This window comes from Microbacterium daqui (genome assembly GCF_050408675.1).
Taxonomy (GTDB): domain Bacteria; phylum Actinomycetota; class Actinomycetes; order Actinomycetales; family Microbacteriaceae; genus Microbacterium.
Map to the genome: position 1 here is coordinate 1 of NZ_JBNTKF010000002.1, position 20,257 is coordinate 20,257.

Annotated in this window: 19 protein-coding genes; 13 read left to right on the top strand and 6 right to left on the bottom strand. The window is 65.3% G+C overall.

The annotated features are described in order from the left end of the window. Positions 1-122: 122 nt before the first annotated feature. Together ACQUSY_RS01395 and ACQUSY_RS01400 are read right to left on the bottom strand one after the other, a co-directional pair. Positions 123-1,319 (bottom strand): LCP family protein, encoded by a 1,197-nt coding sequence (locus ACQUSY_RS01395; protein ID WP_428902739.1) that lies wholly within the window; start codon positions 1,317-1,319, stop codon positions 123-125. A gap of 125 nt (positions 1,320-1,444) precedes the next feature. After that, entirely contained in the window at positions 1,445-2,437 is a 993-nt protein-coding gene (locus ACQUSY_RS01400; protein ID WP_428902740.1) for an o-succinylbenzoate synthase, read from the bottom strand. A gap of 85 nt (positions 2,438-2,522) precedes the next feature. Here ACQUSY_RS01400 and ACQUSY_RS01405 point away from each other — a divergent pair, with 85 nt between their 5' ends. From ACQUSY_RS01405 to ACQUSY_RS01430, 6 genes are all read left to right on the top strand, one after another. Beyond that, entirely contained in the window at positions 2,523-3,431 is a 909-nt protein-coding gene (locus ACQUSY_RS01405; RefSeq protein ID WP_428902741.1) for a 1,4-dihydroxy-2-naphthoyl-CoA synthase, read from the top strand. 30 nt (positions 3,432-3,461) lie between these two features. Further along, positions 3,462-4,580 (top strand): AMP-binding protein, encoded by a 1,119-nt coding sequence (locus tag ACQUSY_RS01410; RefSeq protein ID WP_428902742.1) that lies wholly within the window; start codon positions 3,462-3,464, stop codon positions 4,578-4,580. A 155-nt stretch (positions 4,581-4,735) separates the two neighbouring features. Continuing rightward, positions 4,736-5,260: a PadR family transcriptional regulator gene (locus tag ACQUSY_RS01415; RefSeq protein WP_428902743.1), complete on the top strand. Its 525-nt coding sequence runs from the start codon at positions 4,736-4,738 to the stop codon at positions 5,258-5,260. Beyond that, positions 5,257-5,946, top strand: a complete 690-nt coding sequence (locus ACQUSY_RS01420; protein ID WP_428902744.1) for an ABC transporter ATP-binding protein — start codon at positions 5,257-5,259, stop codon at positions 5,944-5,946. The genes ACQUSY_RS01415 and ACQUSY_RS01420 overlap by 4 nt, the downstream gene beginning before the upstream one ends. Continuing rightward, a complete protein-coding gene (locus tag ACQUSY_RS01425) occupies positions 5,943-8,069 on the top strand; it encodes an FtsX-like permease family protein (protein WP_428902745.1) in 2,127 nt (708 codons plus the stop codon). Before ACQUSY_RS01420 ends, ACQUSY_RS01425 begins: the two co-directional genes overlap by 4 nt. Before the next feature lie 52 nt (positions 8,070-8,121). Continuing rightward, positions 8,122-9,120, top strand: a complete 999-nt coding sequence (locus tag ACQUSY_RS01430) for a 1,4-dihydroxy-2-naphthoate polyprenyltransferase (RefSeq protein ID WP_428902941.1) — start codon at positions 8,122-8,124, stop codon at positions 9,118-9,120. Between the two features lie 80 nt (positions 9,121-9,200). Here the strand turns inward: ACQUSY_RS01430 and ACQUSY_RS01435 are convergent, their stop codons facing one another. Then, positions 9,201-9,488, bottom strand: a complete 288-nt coding sequence (locus tag ACQUSY_RS01435) for a DUF4229 domain-containing protein (protein WP_428902746.1) — start codon at positions 9,486-9,488, stop codon at positions 9,201-9,203. A gap of 81 nt (positions 9,489-9,569) precedes the next feature. Here ACQUSY_RS01435 and ACQUSY_RS01440 point away from each other — a divergent pair, with 81 nt between their 5' ends. The 5 genes from ACQUSY_RS01440 (at position 9,570) to ACQUSY_RS01460 (ending at position 15,435) form a co-directional block, all read left to right on the top strand. After that, on the top strand, positions 9,570-9,992 hold the full coding sequence (locus tag ACQUSY_RS01440) for a PLD nuclease N-terminal domain-containing protein (protein ID WP_428902747.1): 423 nt from the start codon (positions 9,570-9,572) through the stop codon (positions 9,990-9,992). Further along, positions 9,943-11,772, top strand: coding sequence for a thiamine pyrophosphate-binding protein (locus ACQUSY_RS01445; protein WP_428902748.1), 1,830 nt, complete (start codon positions 9,943-9,945; stop codon positions 11,770-11,772). The genes ACQUSY_RS01440 and ACQUSY_RS01445 overlap by 50 nt, the downstream gene beginning before the upstream one ends. Positions 11,773-12,079: 307 nt before the next feature. After that, positions 12,080-12,943, top strand: coding sequence for a polyphosphate kinase 2 family protein (locus tag ACQUSY_RS01450; RefSeq protein ID WP_428902749.1), 864 nt, complete (start codon positions 12,080-12,082; stop codon positions 12,941-12,943). Positions 12,944-12,967: 24 nt separating this feature from the next. Then, a complete protein-coding gene (locus ACQUSY_RS01455) occupies positions 12,968-14,656 on the top strand; it encodes a glycerol-3-phosphate dehydrogenase/oxidase (RefSeq protein ID WP_428902750.1) in 1,689 nt (562 codons plus the stop codon). A gap of 50 nt (positions 14,657-14,706) precedes the next feature. Next, positions 14,707-15,435, top strand: a complete 729-nt coding sequence (locus ACQUSY_RS01460; RefSeq protein ID WP_428902751.1) for a tyrosine-protein phosphatase — start codon at positions 14,707-14,709, stop codon at positions 15,433-15,435. A 324-nt stretch (positions 15,436-15,759) separates the two neighbouring features. On the opposite strand, the gene ACQUSY_RS01465 is transcribed toward ACQUSY_RS01460, so the two are convergent. The 3 genes from ACQUSY_RS01465 to ACQUSY_RS01475 form a co-directional block, all read right to left on the bottom strand. Next, positions 15,760-16,194 carry an iron chaperone gene (locus ACQUSY_RS01465; RefSeq protein WP_428902752.1) on the bottom strand — a complete coding sequence of 145 codons (435 nt, stop codon included), beginning with the start codon at positions 16,192-16,194 and terminating at the stop codon, positions 15,760-15,762. Between the two features lie 2 nt (positions 16,195-16,196). After that, on the bottom strand, positions 16,197-16,448 hold the full coding sequence (locus tag ACQUSY_RS01470; protein ID WP_428902753.1) for a VOC family protein: 252 nt from the start codon (positions 16,446-16,448) through the stop codon (positions 16,197-16,199). 343 nt (positions 16,449-16,791) lie between these two features. After that, on the bottom strand, positions 16,792-18,039 hold the full coding sequence (locus ACQUSY_RS01475) for an isochorismate synthase (RefSeq protein WP_428902754.1): 1,248 nt from the start codon (positions 18,037-18,039) through the stop codon (positions 16,792-16,794). Between the two features lie 387 nt (positions 18,040-18,426). On the opposite strand from ACQUSY_RS01475, the gene ubiE reads away from it, so the two are divergent. After that, entirely contained in the window at positions 18,427-19,179 is a 753-nt protein-coding gene (ubiE, locus tag ACQUSY_RS01480; RefSeq protein WP_428902755.1) for a bifunctional demethylmenaquinone methyltransferase/2-methoxy-6-polyprenyl-1,4-benzoquinol methylase UbiE, read from the top strand. Positions 19,180-19,188: 9 nt separating this feature from the next. Beyond that, on the top strand, positions 19,189-20,250 hold the full coding sequence (locus ACQUSY_RS01485; RefSeq protein WP_428902756.1) for a polyprenyl synthetase family protein: 1,062 nt from the start codon (positions 19,189-19,191) through the stop codon (positions 20,248-20,250). Positions 20,251-20,257: the final 7 nt, after the last annotated feature.

The following is a 20,257-nucleotide window of genomic DNA, read 5'->3' on the forward strand; positions in this document are numbered from 1 at the left end:
TGGAGCACGTCGAGGTCTTTCGGGATGGTGAGCGTGAAGAACTTCCATCCTCCGGGAGACCTCGACCCCTACCCAGCCAGCGACGCGCTCAACCCACTACACCCTCGTTCGTGAAGAGCCGGTTATCCGCCACCTCTCGAACACGCATTGTCTGCCGGCGTGAATCCGGTGACCGTCGGTGGCAATACAACACCGTCTCCGCTCCCGCCATTGTCTGCGGGGCTTGAGGATGGTTCCGGAACCACGGGGTCCGGTGATGAACCCTCGTCGCCGTCAATGACCGCGCCGCCATACTCGCCGCCGTCGTTCTGCACCACGAGGGGACGATTCTCGGCGATGGCCTGAAACAGAATCGCGGCGTCGTCTTCGAGCGGAACGAGTCGGTCTTTGTCCCACGGAGCGTCGGCGACCGGGTACTTCACAAACGTGAACTCCTCCAGCGGCATATCTTTCACGGCGAGGGCAAGCTGCACGATGGTGGCGGGGTTCGCGAGGGCGGTCGTTGGTGTGATGGCGTCGATCGTGGTTTGCGCGAGACGAAGCACCATTGGCAGATCGCTGAGCACCTGCTCGTTCATGATTTTTCGCACCAGCGCCGACAAGTAGACCTGCTGGTTACCGACGCGGGCCACGTCGCTCTCACCCTCCAGGCCGTAGCGCGTTCGCAAGAACTGCAGCGCCTCGAACCCTTCGAACGTGTGGTTTCCGGGCGGAATATCGAGGCCGGTGTGCGGGTCACGAATGCGCTCGGCGACGCACACCTCGACGCCGCCGATCGCGCTGGTGAGTTCGATCACACCCTTCCACGTGATCATCGCGCCAAATTGAATGTCAAGCACGCCGCCGGAGAGGCTCTCAATCGTTTGCGCGACACACGAAATACCGCCGTACTCGTAGAGCGCGTTGATCATGATGCCGTCTTGAGCGGGCAACACATCGCCGCGCGGTGTCTTGCATTCGGGGGAGTTAACAATCAGGTCGCGCGGAAACGTGATCGCGACGGCGCGCCGCGGCTCATCTGAAATGTGCACGACGATGTTCACGTCGTTGAGGGTGGCTTCGTTTTCGGGGTTCTTGCACCGGTCGCCGAAAAGATCTTTGATGTCGTCTTCGCATGCGTCGACGCCCATCAGCAGGATGTTCGCGCCGCCCTGGAGCTCGGCGATGTTTGGCGCTTGTGCGGGCGAGCCGGCGAGTTCGACGGAGCCGGTAACGAGGGTGTTCACCCATGAACTCGCGATCGTCGCGGCCACGCCCCCGGCAGCGACGAGTACGGTTGCCAGTACGACGGCGACGGTGCGAAAGATCTTCGGAACCACGGAGCGGCGAGTGAAGTGGGTGTGCTGTGCCAGCGGGGCACGGGTGCGCCGCCATCGTCCCCGTCGTGCAGCGGGCACGGTGGGGTGCGCCCCCACAACGTCACCCCAGTTCTCGTCCACCGGTGTTAGACCACGCCATCGGCGTTCTCGAGCACGCGATAGCAGCGCTCAATGCGCGCGCGCCACCAGTTCGCGCGGTCCGCGTCGGCGGCGTGTGTCTTCAGCGCCGCGGCGTCGGGTGCGATGCGCTCGGAGGAGATCATGCCGTCGTGTGGGCGAGAATCGCCGACGTCGGCGCGGAACAGCGAGGCGGTGCCCAGCCCGCAATCGTAATCGAGCGTTGGCAGAGCGGCGGCGAGGGCAGCGCCCATGCGCAGGCCAATCGCGGTGTCGAGCGCGGAGGAGACGACGGCGGAAAGCCCCGTCTCGGCAACGATGTCGAGCGCGCGGTGGAGGCCGCCCAGCGGCTGGGCCTTCACCACAATGAGGTCGGCGGCGCCCGCCCGTGCGACGGCGAGGGGGTCGCTTGCTTTTCGTACGCTCTCATCGGCGGCGATGGGAATGCCCGCATACTTCACCCGCCGACGAATATCCTTCAGCTCGTCAACCGTGGCGCACGGCTGTTCAACGTACTCGAGGTCGTATTCGGCCAGCGCGTGAATGGCCCGCTCAGCCTGATCAACGTTCCACCCGGCGTTCGCGTCGACGCGAATGCGCCCGTCCGGCCCCATGATCTCGCGCACCTCGCGCACCCGGGCGACATCGTCGTCGAGGGTTTGGCCCGCCTCAGCCACCTTGACCTTGGCCGTGCGGCACCCGTCGAAGCGGGCGAGTACCGTCGCAACCTGATCTGCCGCAACCGCAGGCACCGTCGCATTCACCGGCACCTGGTTCCGCTGTGCTTGCGGCACCGCGCGCCAACCGTAGTCGATCGCCCCCGCCAGCCACGTGGCCGACTCATCATCGTCGTACTCGATGAACGGGCTGAACTCGGTCCAGCCCTCCGGGCCTTCGAAGAGCGCGGCCTCGCGCACGTCCACGCCGCGAAAGCGCACGGCAAGCGGCAGCGCCACCACATGCAGCGAGCCGAGGATATCGTCGAGCGGGGGCAGAGTCATGGCTCTATTGTGGCCCTCGCGGCCCGGGTTTGGTGGGAGGTGGCCCGGACTAGGCTGGAGGGAGTGTGACGCCCGGGAGGTAGCCATGACTGACACCGTGTCAGACCTGTTCGATGCCAATGAGTGGAACCTCGCCCCCGGCGCGGAAAACTTTACCGACATCACGGCGCACGTTTCGAAAGACGGAACCATCGCGCGCATCGCGTTTGACCGCCCGGAAGTGCGCAACGCGTTTCGTCCGCACACCGTCGACGAGCTGTACCGTGCGCTCGATCGTGCGCGCCAAGACCCGCGTATCGGTGCGGTGTTGCTGACGGGCAATGGCCCGAGCCCGAAGGATGGCGGCTGGGCATTCTGCTCCGGTGGTGACCAGCGCATTCGTGGCCGTGATGGCTACAAGTACTCCGACGACGAGACCACGGTGCACGACTCGGCACGCGCCGGACGCCTGCACATTCTGGAAGTGCAGCGGCTGATTCGCTTCATGCCCAAGGTTGTTATCGCCGTGATTCCGGGGTGGGCGGCCGGCGGCGGACACTCGCTGCACATTGTGTGCGACCTGTCGATTGCCTCGGCCGAGCACGGCAAGTTCAAGCAGACCGACGCCGACGTGGGATCGTTCGACGCCGGCTACGGTTCGGCGTACATGGCCCGCCAGGTGGGCCAGAAGGTTGCCCGCGAAGTGTTCTTCCTGGCCGAGGAGTACTCGGCGCAGCGCGCCTTTGAGATGGGCGCCGTTAATAAGGTGGTGCCGCACGCTGAGCTTGAGGTTGAGGCCATCAAGATGGCGCGCACGATTCTCACGAAGTCGCCGACCGCGATTCGCATGCTGAAGTTTGCGTTTAACGCGGTTGACGATGGCATGGTCGGCCAGCAGGTCTTTGCCGGCGAGGCCACGCGACTCGCATACGGCACAGACGAGGCCGTCGAAGGCCGCGATAGCTTTCTGCAGAAGCGCGATCCCGACTGGTCTGCCTACCCGTACCACTTCTAAGTTCTCAGCCCCTGGTTCCGGAGCCCTGCCATGACGCTTGCGGTGTTTGATGCCGACGCCGATCCCCGCGATGTGTATGCGGCCGTGAAGGCGGCGTTCAACGGTTCGGGCGGACCGGTGTTGCTCGGGGGTTCCGTGGCGCGTGCTGGCGACCTGCCGGCCGGAACCATCGCTGTCGTCACGACATCGGGGTCGACGGGCGTGCCGAAGAGTGTGGTGTTGTCGCGGGCATCGTTGACGGCATCGGCGCTGTCGACGATGAAGCACGTGGGCGAGGGGGCGTGGATGCTCGCGCTGCCGGCAACCTACGTTGCCGGGTTGCAGATGCTGGTGCGCTCGGTGATTGGTGGGCACGAGCCGACGTTCTTGTCTGGGCACTTCACGACCGACGCGTTTATTCGTGCGGCGGCTGAGATGGCCCGCGTCGCTCCCGGGGTGCCGCGGTACACGTCGCTGGTTCCCGCGCAGCTTCAGACGATCGTGGAAGAGGCCGAGGACCCCGCCGTCGTGGGTGCAGCGCGATCGTTCACTGCGATTCTTGTGGGTGGGCAGGCGCTGCCTGCGGCCATGAGCGAGCACGTGGAAGCGCTGGGTATCCGTGTGGTTCGTACCTACGGCTCGTCAGAAACCGCGGGCGGTTGCGTGTACGACCAAGTGCCACTCGAGTTCGTGAGGGCGCGCACGGTCGACGGTGAAATACAGCTCGCGGGCCCGATGCTCGCCGACGGGTACTGGGACGACGCAGCACTGACGGACGCCACATTCGTGCGCGATGGTGACGACGTGCGGTGGTATCGAACGGGCGACGCGGGTTTGGTTGAGGACGGCCTCGTCACGGTCACCGGCCGCATAGACAACGTGCTGATCTCCGGCGGCGTGAACGTGTCGCTCGACCGTGTGGAGCGAGCCGTTCGCAGCGTGCCCGGCGCCGAACGCGGCGTGATCGTTGCCGCCGATGATGACCGCTGGGGCCAGGTTCCGGTGCTCGTTGTCGAGGCCGACCGTGCGGGACTGCTTGACGAGGCGCGCGCCGTGGCCGAAGCCGCAGTCGGCGTGGCCGGACGCCCCGCGCGCGTCGTGGTGATGGTTCCGCTGCCCACGCTCACGTCAGGCAAACCCGACCGCCGCACCATCACCGCCCGCCTCTAACCCACCGCCCCGCGCCCCTCTGAATTCCGCGAAACACGTTCTGGTCGGTTGGGTCGCGCACACGGGGCACGCATTGCCGCGCCGGCCAGGGGGTCGGTCGCGCGAAGCCTCCCCACCACTTGCGCAGGTATACATTGAGTGTATACGCTCGGTGTATGGAGAGTTCGAAGGCCCTGCTGGGGCTCTTGGGGGTGCGGGCGAGCTACGGGTATGACCTGAAGCATGACTACGACCGGCTCTTTGGCGCGCGCAAACCACTCGCGTTCGGGCAGGTGTATGCCACGCTCGCGAGACTGGTGCGCGACGGCAAGATTGAGGCGGTCGGCGACGAAGCGGGCGATGGGCCCGATCGCAAGAAGTATGCCGTGACCGAGGCCGGACAAGCGGCCATCGCGGAGTGGATCACCACGCCCGATGTGCCCAACGAGGCCATGCAGTCGAATCTCTTCGCCAAGACCGTCATCGCGATCGTCAACGGTGGCGATGCGCAGCAGATTCTCGACGCGCAACGGGTCGCGCACATGGCGCGCATGCGGGAACTCACGCGAGACAAGCAGGGCGCCGACATTGGCCCGATGCTGCTCGCCGACTACACGCTCTTTCACATCGAGGCGGATCTCCGCTGGATCGACATCACCATTGCTCGCCTCGGCGAGCTCCGTTCGGAGGTAACGGCATGAACCGCGTTCCGCTTCTCACTGCCCACGGCGTGACAAAATCGTTCGGCCCGCAGCCCGCGCTGCAGGGCGTTGACCTCACCATTCATGCGGGCGAGGCCGTCGCGATCATGGGCCCGAGTGGGTCGGGAAAATCCACCCTGCTGCACGCGCTGGCCGGTGTGGTCGGCATCGACGGCGGTGAAGTGCACTTCCACGGCAACCGCATCGACAACCTTCCCGAGTCAGATCGCGCCAAGCTGCGCCTGGACGCCTTCGGCTTCGTGTTCCAGTTCGGGCAGTTGATTCCCGACGTGACGGCACTCGAAAATGTTGCTCTCCCGCTTCTCTTGCGCGGCGTGAGCCGGGCCGAGGCCACCACGCAAGCCCTGGCCTATCTCGAGATGCTCGACGTCGCCGACAACGGTCACGAGGTTCCGGCGCTGCTCTCCGGCGGTCAGGCGCAACGCGTTGCGATCGCCCGCGCCATGGCCGGATCGCCCGGCGTCATCTTCGCCGATGAGCCAACCGGCGCGCTCGACACCCTGACATCTGAAAAAGTGATGACCGCGCTGATGACGGTCGTGCGAGAAACCGGAACCACGCTGATTATCGTCACGCACGATCCGCGCACGGCGGCATTCGCCGACCGCGAGATTGTCGTTCGCGATGGTCAGGTGGCAAGTGACTCCGGGGGAGTGAGCGAATGACCGTGCGTTCCGCCCTTCGCATTGCGATTGCCCCAGGCCCGGCGGATCGCCGTCGCCTCCTCGGCATGGCCGCGGGAGTCGCCGTCGGCGTCATGCTGGCTGCGCTGTTGTGGGCAGGGTTTACCGGGCTCGGAGACCGTAGCGAACGATCGACATGGGTTTCTCCGCACAGCAACACCGCATGGACGCCCGAGACTCAACTTTCCGCCGACCAAGTTGCCGCGCGTGGTTCCACCGACATGTTTGACGGCCAGGCCATCTCCGTGGTTCATGCTTACGGTGCCGACGACACAACGGTCAGCATTCCTGGCATCCCTGACGGAGTGCCGGCCGGAACCTCGTGGGTATCCCCAGCGCTAGCTGAACTCATCGAGCAGACCCCGAGCGATCAACTTGGTGACCGCTTCGGAACGGTCAAGGGTACGCTCCCCAACAGCGTCCTCGCCGGACCCGACTCACTCGTCGCTGTCGTTGGTGTTGACGATTCCCGGGTCAATGAAGCGTTCTCTGTCCTGTACGAGTTCGAGGGCTTCCGCTACACGTCCGACACCTATGAGGCGATCGCGCTGCTGGGTGCGGTCGCCGTTCTGATCCCCGTGCTGATGTTGCTCGGCGTCGTGACCTCGTTCGGATCCATCGACCGTACCGCCCGCATGCGCGCACTGCACTTGCTCGGCGCGACGGCTGCTGACCGTGCCCGATTCGCGGCGGTAGAGGCGGGGGCTGTTGCCCTGGTCGGAAGCATCGTCGGCGTGCTTCTGGCGTGGCTGGCGGCGATCCCCGCGTCGCTGGTGTCGATCAACGGTTCACGGCTTTTCCCTGACGACCTGCGTCTCGAACCGTGGGAAGGAATCGTTGCTATTGTCGTCGTTCCGCTCGCCTTTGCGGTCGTCGCTGCCGTGCGCGCAGCGCGTGCCGACGCGCAACCGTCTTCGGTACGCGATCGCCCAGAGAAACCGCTGAGTCTCTGGCGCCTCGCGGTGCCGTTCGGCGGGGCGCTTCTGATGTTCGCTGGCCTCTTCGCGACACGCTATGCCGAGTACGTGCTGGTCACCGGGTTCGCCGTCACCGCGATTGGCATTGTGATGGTTGGCCCAATCTTAACCCGCAACATTGCCAGGCTGGCGCACCGACGGGCCCAGTCCGTAGCAGGGCTCATGGCGTACGCGCGCATTCAGCGGCACCCGCGACAGATCTTCCGTGCTGTGAGCGGCGTCGTGATCGCAGTGTTCCTGGTGTCGTTGTTCATGTCGGGCGTGACGTCGGTGCGTGGTGGCGGTCCGGGTGGCGGTGACGGGTACCTCGCGGACGACGTTCTCATCGTGCAACTCGATGATCAGATGGGCTGGGGCGCCCAAGGCGGCGCCAGTGATGCAGAGAACGAAGAAATCGTTGCTGCAATCGAACGGATGGACGGTGTCACGGGTGTCGCCCGCACGTTCATGAACGACCGCGCCGAGACTCTCAGCACCCGTGAGGAGCTCGCGAAGGTGGGCATCGCATCAGATGCCGACGTCTCCATGGTGCAAGCGGCGCCGTTTGATGTGCCGGTTGTCCAAACGAGCGGCGGCGATCTATCAGGGGCGAAACTGTCCACCGTATTCATCGCGACAACCGATGCCAATGTTCGCGAGCGCGTGCGCACGTTCCTGGCCGAGAATTACGATTCATTGTCAATCAGTGCTACTCCCGCGGAGCAGCGAAGCTTCGTCGATTCGTCGGCCGAGGAATATCGCACCCTCGCGATCCTCGGCATCATTGTGGCCGCAGGTGTGTCAGCCGTCGCGCTGGCGGCGGCGACGATCTCCGCGGTGCGCGACCGTCGCCGCACGCTTGGTCTGATGCGGCTGACTGGGATGCCGTTCTCCGCCGTCAAGGGCATCATGCTCCGCGAAGCCGTGGTTCCGCTGGCCGCAGCGGTGGCGTTGGCCGCGCTCACGGGGTATGGCGTCGGTGCGCTCATCGTGACGGGCCTCAGCGCTGGCGGGCGCACGGTGACGGCGCCTCCGCTGGAGTACTACATCGTCATCGCGGCAACCCTGGGGCTGTCACTGTTGGCGGTGCTGGCCGCGTTCCCCGCGGTCCGCCGCGCCACCGGAGGCGAAGCGACGCGGTTCGAGTAGCCCCGTCGGGCGCGGTTTGGCGTAATGGCGGCCGACGGCCGTAGGATCATCGATTGTGAGCAGCCAGAAGAAAACCCGTAAACCGCGCTCCGGAGTTTCCGGCAACCCTGCCAAGCGTGGCATCGTGCGCGCGCATGCGGCTGCCATCGAGGAACGCCGCGCGACGCCGGGCGACTGGATTTCCGGAGCGCGCCTGCGCACCCTGCCACTCAGCATCGCTCCGGTCGTGGCCGGAACGGGTGCGGCCATGCTCGTCAACCGTGAGTTTCACTGGGTTATCGCCCTGGCGTGCCTCGCCGTCGCGGTCTTCTTGCAGATCGGCGTGAACTACGCCAATGACTACAGCGACGGCATTCGCGGCACTGATCAGTTCCGTGTCGGACCGGGGCGCCTGGTCGGCTCGGGCAAGGCAACAGCCAAGAGCGTGCTTACGGTCGCCCTGGTGTTTTTCGCGCTCGCCGCCATCGCTGGCCTCGCCATCACCATTCGCACGCAGCAGTGGTGGTTCCTCGCGATCGGAGCCGTTGCGATCGTCGCCGCGTGGTTCTACACCGGCGGCAAACGTCCCTACGGTTACAACGCGCTCGGCGAGGTTTTCGTCTTCGTGTTCTTCGGCCTGGTCGCAACGCTCGGAACCACGTGGGCGCAGGTGCAGTACCTGCCGCAAGAGGCATGGTTCTCAGCGGTGGCGATCGGCCTGCTGGCGTGCGCCGTGCTGCTGGCCAACAACCTGCGTGACATCGATCAAGACCGCATCGCCGGCAAGCGCACACTCACGGTGCTGATCGGCAAGCTGCCGACGCAGATTCTGTTCTCGCTTTTTCTGATGCTGCCGTTCGGGCTCAGCGTGTGGTTTGCCATGTTCTATTCGATGGCGTGGCTGTCGCTCATGGCACTCTTGGCGGCGCTGCCCGCCCTGCTGATCGTGTGGACGTACCGCACTCCGCGCGAGCTCGTCACGTGCCTCGCGCTGACCTCGTTCACGGCGTTGCTGTGGGCGGTGTTTATCGGCTGGGCATTCTTCGGCGGCCCCGTCACGGTTCTCGGCTAGCGGGCGATCCGCCCAACAAACGCACGATCCGTGCGCGGCCAGCGGGTGGTACCGCTGCGATACCGCCCAGCTCGCGAGTCTTACAGGCGGGGTTGGCCGTCGTCGGCGGGCACATCGCCCGTGGCATCAACAGCGTCGTCTTCGACGTCTTCATCGCGCACGGTCACCGTGTTGCGGCGGGCGGCCATCTGCGAGGTGGCCTCGTTCAGCGGCTTGCGCAAGAAGATGATCGACAGCGCTAGACCGATCAGCGCAGCAAAAATCGCCGCTAACCACGGCAACTCCCGGAACACCGCAAACTGCCACATGATGACGAACGGAACCACAAACGCGGCAAGACGGAGCAGGGAGTAGACGAGCAGCTTCACCGTTTCAGTCTACGGCCGTGGTTCCGCTCCCGCTAAGAAGAGCCGGAGCGACCTTCCAGGCGAAGAGCCTAGGATGAAGTCATGAGGTTTCTCCTGATCGGTATCGTGATTGCGGTCATCTTCTGGGTGGTCAGCATCATTGACTGCGCCGTTCAGCCAGAAAACCGTCACCGTGGCGTCGGGAAGAAGGCGTGGATCGCCATCGTCGTGTTGATTCCGGTGATTGGTGGTGCGCTGTGGTTTGCCGTCGGTCGCACCACAACGAACGCCCGTCGGGCTCCCATCGCACCCGACGACAACCCCGAGTTCTTGTCGTCGATCGGATCGACCTACGACCAGAATGAGCGCATTCGCCGTATCGAAGAAGAGCTCGCTCGTCTCGACGCAGAAGAGACGGCAGCCGACACGCATCGGCCCGACCCTGCGCCCACCGACGAATCTGACCGCCCTGCGGATGGCGACGACTCCGCACCGCGCGGCGGCTCCACCGGCGCGACCAACTAAGGTGACCGACACCCGTCACCTGGCATCGCCTGCAACCGATGCCGCGTACGCCCTCCTTGACGAACTCGTTCGCCTCGGAATGCGCGACGTGGTTGTCTGCCCCGGGTCTCGCTCGCAGGCGCTCGCGCTCGCGGCCGCCGCCGAAGCCCGAACCGGTCGACTGCGCGTGCACGTGCGCATCGACGAGCGTGTCGCCGGCTTCACCGCTCTCGGTCTGGCTCGGGAAACAGGTGTGCCGACCGCGGTGGTCGTGACCAGCGGTACCGGCGTTGCTAACCTCGCCCCCGCCGTATGGGAGGCGCATCACAGCGCGGTTCCGCTGCTCCTGCTGACGGCCGACCGCCCCGATGAACTCCGTGGCATCGGAGCCAACCAGGCCACCGTACAGCCCGGCGCATTCGCGGGCTTCGTGCGCGCGGAGTGGGATGCTCCCACCCCCACGAGCCTCGACAACGATGGCACCGGTTCCGCGACCATCCGGGGCCTCGCCGGCGCGGCATTCGCGGCGGCGAGCGGAACCGGCAGTGACGATGGCGACGCAACCATGGGTTCCGCTGCCACCAGCTCGGCGAGCGATTCCCCTGTTGCGGCGCTCCGGCCGACGCCCGGACCGGTGCACCTCAATGTGCCGTTCCGTGACCCGCTGTCGGGGGAAGCTCCCGCGTGGGCACTCGCAGCGGAGTCTGTCGAGGTGCCGGCGGCGCCCTCCCGCACGCCGCGCCGCGTGATCGAACTGGAGCGTGGTCCTCGCACCGTCGTGATCGCCGGCGCCGACGCGGGGGCCGACGCGGAGGAGATTTCCCACGCCGGATCATGGCCGCTCATCGCCGAGATTGTGAGCGGTGCGCGGTTTGGGCGCCTGGTTGTCCACGGCTACCGCGCGCTGCTGCGTCACCCCGAACTCGGTGGACGCATCGAGCGGGCCATCGTCATCGGACACCCCACACTCTCGCGCGAGGTGAGCCGCCTGCTGAGCGATCCCACCGTTGATGTGATTGCCGTGCGCACCGGGGGCGTGCCCCTGAATCTCAACGGGCAGACGACCCATGCCGATGCCGTGACGGTTGCTCCCGGTTCCGCTGACCGCGAGTGGCTCGGGGCATTTCTGACTGCCTCGCGCGACCAGATGATCGACCTCTCGACGCCCGCGCCCGATCTCGACGGCCTCGCCTCGCTCAGTGGCAAGGAACGTCGGGCGGCGCTCGACGCCGAACTCGCCGCCGTGCGCGAACCGCTGACGCGCGAGCTTGTCGCCGACGCGGTCTGGCGCGCGACCTGGCCGCACGACCGCCTGGTGTTCGGATCGTCGCGTCTCGTGCGCGTGGCCGATGCCGTGCTCGGCGGCAAGAAGGTTCCGGTGCATGCCAACCGCGGCCTCGCCGGCATCGACGGAACCATCGCGACCGCCCTGGGAATCGCCATCGCGAGCCAGGGTGACGGGGCGCATGGCATCACCCGCGTCCTGCTCGGCGACCTCACTTTCTTGCACGACGTCGGCGCGCTGCTGCTGCCTGCCGATGAGGCGGAGCCGCGCATCCAGCTGGTCGTGGGCAACGACGGCGGCGGAACCATTTTCGACGGACTCGAGGTCGCTGCGGTGGCGAGCGCGGAAGACATGACGCGCGTGCAGTACACGCCGCAGACCGTCAGCCTCGAACACCTCGCCGCCGCCTACGGTTGGGGGTACCAGCGCGTCGCGACCCGGTCAGAGATCGACCAGGCCCTCACCACGAGCGCCGTGGGTCGCCAGATCATCGAAGTCACCCTCCCGCGCGCCTAGCCCGGCGTCCCCACGCCCGTGGTTCCGGTGTCCCCACGCCCGTGGTTCCGGTGTCCAGCGCCCGGCCCGGCCTGCCCCGTGGTTCCGACCGCCCGGCCCCGCCCCCGGCTCTGCCCCGTGGTTCCGGCCGCCCGCGCCCGGCCCCCGCGCCTCCGCTGGCCGCGGCATTATGTCGCGGGAGAAGCGTTATGTCACCCGATTTCGGGGTGTGCGTGCGGTTTTCGGCCCATCGATGTTGCATAACGTCGGGGCGGGGGCCTCGTCGGCCCCTAGCCCAAGCACGCGGCGCGGTGTCAGAATGGGTGCCATGACGAGAGCGCCGCAAGCAGCCTGGGCCAGCAATCCGATCAGCACCCTGCGGGTATCGGAGGGGTTTCGACTCGCCGATGTCGACCCGCGATCCACACCCGGTTTCGGGGGCGACAAGGAGATGGGGGAGGTTGCTCTGCAGTCGGGTCTCGCCGAACTCAGCGAGCTGCAGGAACGCCTGTTCGCCGCAAGTCGCGGTGGCGATGCGCGGGATTCAGTTTTGTTGGTGTTGCAGGCGATGGATTCGGCGGGCAAAGGCGGCATCGTGCGTCACGTCGTCGGCGGGGTCGACCCCCAGGGCGTTCTGATCACCTCATTCAAGAAACCCACACCTCTCGAGCTCGAACACGACTTTCTCTGGCGCATCGAACGGCGATTGCCGGGCGCCGGAATGATCGGCGTTTTTGACCGGTCGCACTACGAAGACGTTCTGGTTGGCCGCGTGCGTGAACTCGCAAGCCCGGAGGAGATCGAGCGCCGGTACACCGCCATCAACGATTTCGAGAAGCGCGTCGCCGACACCGGAACCCGCATTCTCAAGGTGATGCTGCACATCTCTTACGAGGAGCAACGTGAACGTTTGATGGAACGTCTGGATCGTCCGGACAAACACTGGAAGTACAACCCGGGCGACGTCGATGAACGGCAGCTGTGGCCCGCGTATCAGGAGGCTTACCAAACCGTCTTTGAACGCACCGCTACCGATGTCGCCCCCTGGTACGTGGTTCCGGCCGATCGCAAGTGGTTTGCACGATTGGCTGTTCAAGAGCTGCTTTTGCAGGTCTTGGCGGGCATCGACCCACAGTGGCCGGTTGCACAATTTGATGTTGCTGAAGAAAAGCAGCGACTCGCGGCCACCTAATCCGTCGCCCCGTAGGATAAAGGCATGGCCACCACTTCACGCGCGAGCGTCGAGGCGCTGCGTACTCGACCGACGGCAGATTTTCTCGTGATCGGCGGAGGTGTCAACGGTGTCGGCATCTTCCGTGATTTGGCGTTGCAAGGCGCCGATGTGGTGCTCGTCGAACGCGCCGACTATGCGTCGGGAGCATCGAGCGCCTCGAGTCACATGATCCATGGTGGCGTGCGATACCTCGAAAACGGCGAACTGCGTCTCGTCAAAGAATCGGTGGTGGAGCGCAACGGCCTGTTGAAGATCGCGTCGCACGTGGTTAAGCCTTTGCCCACGGTGATTCCGATCTTCTCGACCTTCTCTGGCCTCCTGTCGGCGCCGCTGCGTCTGCTGACGCACAAAGCCGGCAAACCGAAAGAGCGCGGCGCGTTTCTGATCAAGGTCGGCCTCATAATCTACGACTTCTTCTCTCGCGACGGTGGCTCTGTTCCGCGCCATGTGTTCCATGGGCGAAAGAAGTCGCTGGCAGCGCGCCCTGATTTTCCCTCGAGCATCAAGTACACCGCGACCTACTACGACGCGTCCGTTCACGACCCGGAACGGCTCGTGCTCGACATTCTGTGGGACGGCATCGATAACGGCGGTCGCGCCAGCAACTATGTTTCGGCGGTCGGGTTTACCGGCAATGCCGTGACGGTGCGAGACGAGATCACCGGCGACGAGTTCGACATCACGGCCAAGACCATCATCAATGTGTCGGGATCGTGGACCGACCTCACCAATGAGGCACTCGGGGCCGCGACCACGTACATGGGCGGAACCAAGGGTTCGCACATCATTCTCGACAACCCGGAGCTGCTCCAAGCCACCGGCAAGAGCGAGATCTTCTTCGAAAACAGCGACGGCCGCATCGTGCTGATCTACCCGTTCCGTGATCGGGTGATGGTTGGAACCACGGATCTGGACGCTGATCCACGCGAGATCACGCGTTGTACGGAAGCCGAAGTTGACTACTTCTTCGGGCTGGTCAGCAAGGTGTTTCCGACCATCACCGTCGATCGGTCGCAGATCGTGTACCGCTTCAGTGGCATTCGCCCGTTGCCCCGGCACGGAGATCTCGAGCCGGGATTCGTCTCACGCGACTATCGCGTCGTTGAATCAGCCCTCGGTTCCGTTCCGCTGTTGAGTGTTGTCGGTGGCAAACTCACCACCTTCCGTGCCCTTGCCGAGCATGTGTCGCGCGACGCGCTGGCCCTGCATGGCGAAGAGCGCATGGTGACAACGGCGCGGATGCCCATCGGTGGTGCCCGCGACTTTCCGCGGGATGACGCGGGTAAAAAGGCGTGGGCCGTGCGGCATGGCGCCGTGGTTGGGGAGGTGCGCGCGGATCGGTTGTTGCGCCGATACGGAACCACGGCGGCTGCGTTCATCGCGACGGTGACGCAACCCGAGGCGATGCTGACGTCGACGGACAAATACTCGCGCGAAGAGATCACGTGGCTGGCACGTACCTACCAGGTCGTGCGGCTCGTTGACGTGATTCAGCGTCGAACGTCGATTGCGATGGCTGGTCGCGCCACCGATGAGGTGATCGACGAGGTGGCCGACGTCGTCGCCGAGGCGCTCGGCTGGAGCGACGACGAACGTGACGAACAGCGCGCGCACGCCCGCGAATACCTCGCCGATGTGCACGGGCTGACGAACCTCGTTTCGGTGCCGTAACCGCGCTCATTGCACAGGCATTTCTCACCCGTATCGGGCAGGGTGCAGGTATGCGCGATGTTGCCTGGGATACCTATCCGAATGCCCGCGATTTGGGTGGTCTTCCGACGCTTCATTCGCCCACGGGGCTGACCCAATTTGGGCGCGTGGTGCGGGGTCCGCGTCGCGAGCTACTGACAACCGACGGCTGGACGAAAGCCCGCGCGTGGGGTCTGTCGAGCGTCGTCGATATTCGCAACGCCGTCGAGGTGGGGCGCCGCGCCACTGACCCCGCGGTTGATGAAGCGGTGTGGGAGGGCGTGCGGGTGAGTAACCACCCCACCGAGGATCAGGACAATCCCGACTTCATCACCTTTTGCATGCCCGTGCTCGATTCGCCCGCATACTGGGAGCACAACATTCGCATCCTTCCCGGCCTCATCGCCGCGGCGCTGCGCGCCGTGCTCGACGCGGGTCCCGGCGTGCTCGTGCATTGCGCCGCCGGGCGCGATCGAACCGGACTGATCACGATGCTGTTGCTGGCCAACGCCGGTGTACCGCCCGAGGCCGTGGCTGCTGACTACGCGATGAGCGTGCGCGCCATGGCAGGCGCCTCACATCACGGCGGCGCAGGCGACGACCGCCAGGCCACCTGGACCACGGAGCAGACCGACGCGTTCCTGAACGAAGCCATGCCGATCGTGGAGCGCAACGTGCGGGCCATCACAAAGACGATGGCTGATCTGGGAATTACGCCCGACGAACGCCAAGCGCTCCGCGCTCTCCTCGTCGCGCCGTAGTCGCGCGTACCTGCGTGTGGCCCCGGGAGGTTCCGCAGGTGCTTGGCACCGCCGTTCTGCACGCGGCGCCTGCGGAGGTTCTGCAGGCGCTTAGCCCCGGCCGTTCCGCCGCGTGTAGCCCCGGCCGTTCCGTTCGTTTGCTCACGCTTATCGGGCGCGAAACACATTCTGGTCGGCGATAAACATGCGGCCCGGTGGGGTTTCGCCGACCAAAATGTGTCTCGTAGATGGCGGGGCGGAACCGCAGCGCGGGGCGGAACCGCGGCGCGGGCGGGCGGAACCGCGGGGCCGCGGGGTTCCGGAACGCGGACGTAGCAGCGGGCGCTAGCTGATGGCCTTCTTGACGAGCGCGATGATCTGCTTCTCGACGGCGGGGGTGATCTCGGTCACGGCGTAGCTGGTTGCCCAAAAAGTGCCGTCGTCGAGGTTGGTGTTGTCTTGAAAACCCAGCGTGGCGTAGCGGGCCTCAAATTTGGCCGCGGGTTGGAAGAAGATCATGACCTTGCCGTCGCGTGCGTAGGCGGGGAAGGAGTACCAGGTCTTTGGGTCGAGCTCGGGAGCGTGTTTCGAGACAATCGCGTGGATCTGCTCGGCCAGACCACGGTCCGGCTGGGGCATCTCCGCGACCTTCTCGAGGAGGTCTTTCAGGCCCGCTTCGCGCTTGCCCGCGTTGCGCGCCTGACGCTTGAGTTCGGCAGCACGCTCCTTGAGAGCCTGCTTCTCGAAATCGCTCAGCACATCACTCGATTTTTCAGCCATGATCAGCCTTTCTGCTGCATGCGGATGAGGTTACCTGCCGGGTCGCGAAATGCGGCATCACGAACACCGTAATCCTGGTTGATGGGTTCTTGCACGACCTCGGCGCCCAGACCAGCAATCCGCTCGAAATCAGCGTCGAGGTCGTCACTGGCGAGGTTGATCGAGAAGTAGCTCCCCTTCGCGATGAGCTGCTCGATGACGGTGGCTTCCTCGTCGGTCAGGCCGGTGCCTGACACGGTGGCGGGGTGCAACACGTTAAGACGGTCGCTGCGCCGGCGCTTCTTGATTTCTGATCGGTCTACTCACGTGCTTCGCGATGCACGGAAGCATGCCCGGAATCACACTCGCCCCGCGCTCGCGGTAGGCGCTGGGTGAACTGCCTGCTGAAATGCCCCGCTGACATGAGAGCCCCGCGCGCGAGCTGATCCACATCGGCAGTCACGTTGGGTATCGTCGCGCGATTGCCCCGCCGTCACCAGCGTGCTCCCACACGGCGTGTCGCGAGAACTCTTCCGACACTCGGTAACGCACCGAAACATCGCGCCGAAACCACGCACCGGAACCACGCGCCGGAACAGCGCGCCGGAACAACGGGGGCTAAGCGATGGCGTCGATGATGGGGCGGAACTTGACCCGGGTCTCGAGCATTTCTTTTTCGGGGTCGCTGCCGGCGACGATGCCCGCACCCGCGTGGGCGGTGACACGGATGTGATCGTCGACAGGCTCAAACTGGGCACAGCGCAGGGCGATCGCCCACTCGCCGTCGCCCGCGGCATCGATCCAACCCACGGGACCGGCATAGCGGTGTCGATCGAAGGGTTCGATCCGGCGGATCACGTCGAGCGCGACCGCGGTCGGTGTGCCGGCAACGGCAGCGGTCGGGTGCAACGCGGCGACGAGGTCAAGGCTGGACTCACGCTCGCCGAGCGTGGCTTCAATGTCGGTCGCGAGGTGCCACACGTTGGGCAGCTTCAGCATGAAGGGTTGTTCGCTCGCGGCCAGCGCGGTCGTGTGGGTGGCCAGTGCCGCAGTCACGCTGGCGACGGCATAGCGGTGTTCGTCTTGATCCTTTTGCGAGGTTACAAGAGCCGTCGCGGCCGCCGTGTCGGCGTCGGCATCGGCTCCGCGCGAGGCGGTGCCGGCCAGCACGCGTGCGGTCAGGGTGCCGTTTGACACGGTCACAAGGGTCTCGGGCGAAGCGCCGATCAGCCCGTCAACCGCGAAGTTCCAGCAGTCGGGGTATCCGGCCTGCAGTGCCCGCGACAGGCGGCGCAGGTCCGCGTCGGCGGGGATGGTTCCGACGATGTCGCGGGCCAAGACGACCTTGCCGACGGTGCCATCGGCGATCGCCGCCAAGCCGTCGCGCACGGCCTGTTGATAGCCCTCAGGAGTCAGAAGCCCGGGGCCAAGGGTTGCCGGCCAATAGTCACCGAACCCGGTTTCGACCGGGTCGATCGGTGCGGCGCCCGCCGGTGTGATCGTGGTGACCCACGCCGCGTCGTGGCGCTGGCCGACAATCACACGCGGAACGATCAGGGTGCTGGTTGCGGCTGATTCGGCGTCGAACGCAATCGCACCGAAGGCCACCAGACCGGAGCCCATGACCCCCACCGTGTCGTCGATCGACGCAGAAGCAACAAAGTCACGCCATTGCGCGGCGAGCTCTGCCGTGCGGTTCGCTCCCGACGCCGTGAGCGTGGCGGCGACCCCAAATCCGACAAAGCCATCGCCTCGCCGCCACCATGCGAGAGGGGTGTCGGGGGAGGTGAAGGTGAGAAGCTCGTCGACGCGGTCAGTCGGCCGCGAGACGACGCTCACCAGAGCAGGCGAATCCGCAGAAGTCACCGCTCTAGCCTACCGTTCGGCGCTCGGCGGGCAGCTTCCGGCCGCCGCGCCCCGCGATGGCTCTAGCGCCACGAGGTGATGAGCTCGGTGAGCTTAACCACAAACGCGGGGTTGTCTCCGCCGCAACGATACGTGCCCCACTCATCCGTGGTTCCGTCTGACCAGGTGAGCTTCAGGTCGGTGCTGGTTGCGCCGGTGCATCCGTCGCGGTCGGTGTGGGGGCAGCGGGGGAGCACCCACTCAGAACGAGTGCGAAACCCACGACGATGGCCGCGATCGCTGTGCGCATGATGTCCCCTTACGTCTGCGTGAGGACAGCGTACGCCGACCCCGCGTGAAACCACCGACATTCAGCCGCACAACAGACGCACCCCATAGACTCGACGGGTGACTCCAGAGCCCAATCGCGCCGACCTCGGCAAAGATCCTGCCCGCGTGAGCGGGATGTTCGACCAGGTTGCTGCCAACTACGACCGCACCAATTCGGTGCTGAGCCTCGGGCAAGACAAGCTGTGGCGCATCGCGACGGTCAAAGCTATTGACCCCCGCCCCGGCCAGAAGATTCTTGACCTGGCCGCCGGCACGGGTGCCTCCTCCGTTGTTCTGGCGAAGAGCGGCGCACAGGTTGTTGCGGGCGATTTCTCGCGCGGCATGATCGCCGAGGGTGAGCGCCGTCACGGCCACATCGACAACCTCACCTTCGTTGAGGCCGACGCGATGAACCTCCCGTTCGGCGACGACGAGTTCGATACGGTCACCATTTCTTATGGACTGCGCAACGTCGCGGAACCACGCATTGCGTTGCAAGAGATGCTGCGGGTCACCAAGCCCGGTGGCATGCTCGTGATGAGCGAGTTCTCCACTCCCCGCAACGCGGTCTTTCGTGCGCTGTATCGCTTCTACAACGACATGATTCTGCCGACGATCGCGCGCTTCGTTTCGTCGAACGCGGAGGCATACGACTACCTCAACGAGTCGATTGCGACGTGGCCTGACCAAAAGAAGTTGTCGGCGTGGATTCGTAACGCCGGTTGGGTGAACGTCGCTCACCGCGACCTCACCTTCGGGATTGTTGCCCTGCATCGAGCAACCAAACCGTTCGCCGAGCACAGCGCGAACGATCCCTCCCGCAACGGGTAGTCTGGACTCGTGACTCCGAGCCCCTCCGCGCCCGGTTCCCGTGTAGCGAACCGCCTTGGACTGAGCGACCGCATTTTCGTTGGACCGCGCTTGCGCAAGTTGCTGACGGCAATCGAAGACGGACTCGATCGCGTCGAGACCGAGCTCTCGCAAGACCTGCGGATGACAGACCGCCTTGCCGACGCTGCCAGCCGGTACCTGCTGGAGGCGGGCGGCAAACGGTTGCGTCCGATGCTGGTGTTGCTGACCGCGCAATTGGGTGACGGAACGACCGATGGTGTCATCGACGCAGCAAAAGCCCTCGAGATGACGCACCTGGGTTCGCTGTACCACGACGATGTCATGGACTCGTCAGACAAGCGCCGCGGTGTGCCCAGCGCCCACCAGGTATGGGGCAACAACATTGCGATTTTGACGGGAGATTTGCTCTTCTCCCGGGCTAGCCAGCTCATGTCCAAGCGAGGAGAGCGCGCCATGCAGCTGCAGGCCGACACGTTTGAGCGCCTCGTGATCGGTCAAATGCACGAAACCGTCGGCCCCGAAGAGGGCGACGACGAGATCGAGTTCTACCTGCGCGTCCTGGCTGACAAGACCGGTTCGCTGATCGCGGCGGCCGCGCAGTGCGGAATCATCTTCTCGAACGCGCCCGAAGAGTTTGAAGCAGCGGTCGTCGAATTCGGCGAAAAGGTGGGCGTTGCCTTCCAGCTCCAAGACGACGTGATTGACCTCTCGGCCGATCCCGAGCAGACCGGCAAGGTTCCGGGCACGGATCTTCGCGCTGGCGTCATGACCATGCCCTACCTCTTGTTGGCGGCCGCTCCCGATGAGGCATCCCGTGCGCTCAAGTCGCGCATCGACGCTGGTGTCGCCGAGATCGCGGCCGGGGCAGACCCAGCAATTCTTGATGCAGCTCTGGAAGAATTGCGCCTGCACGACGTCACGACGCAGACCACGGCGCTCGCTCGCCGGTGGTCGGATGAAGCCGTTGCGGCGCTGAGTGTGTTGCCCTCGGGGCAGGTACGCGAAGCACTAACTCGTTTTGCTGACGCGGTCGTAGATCGCTCGGCCTAAGTACTCC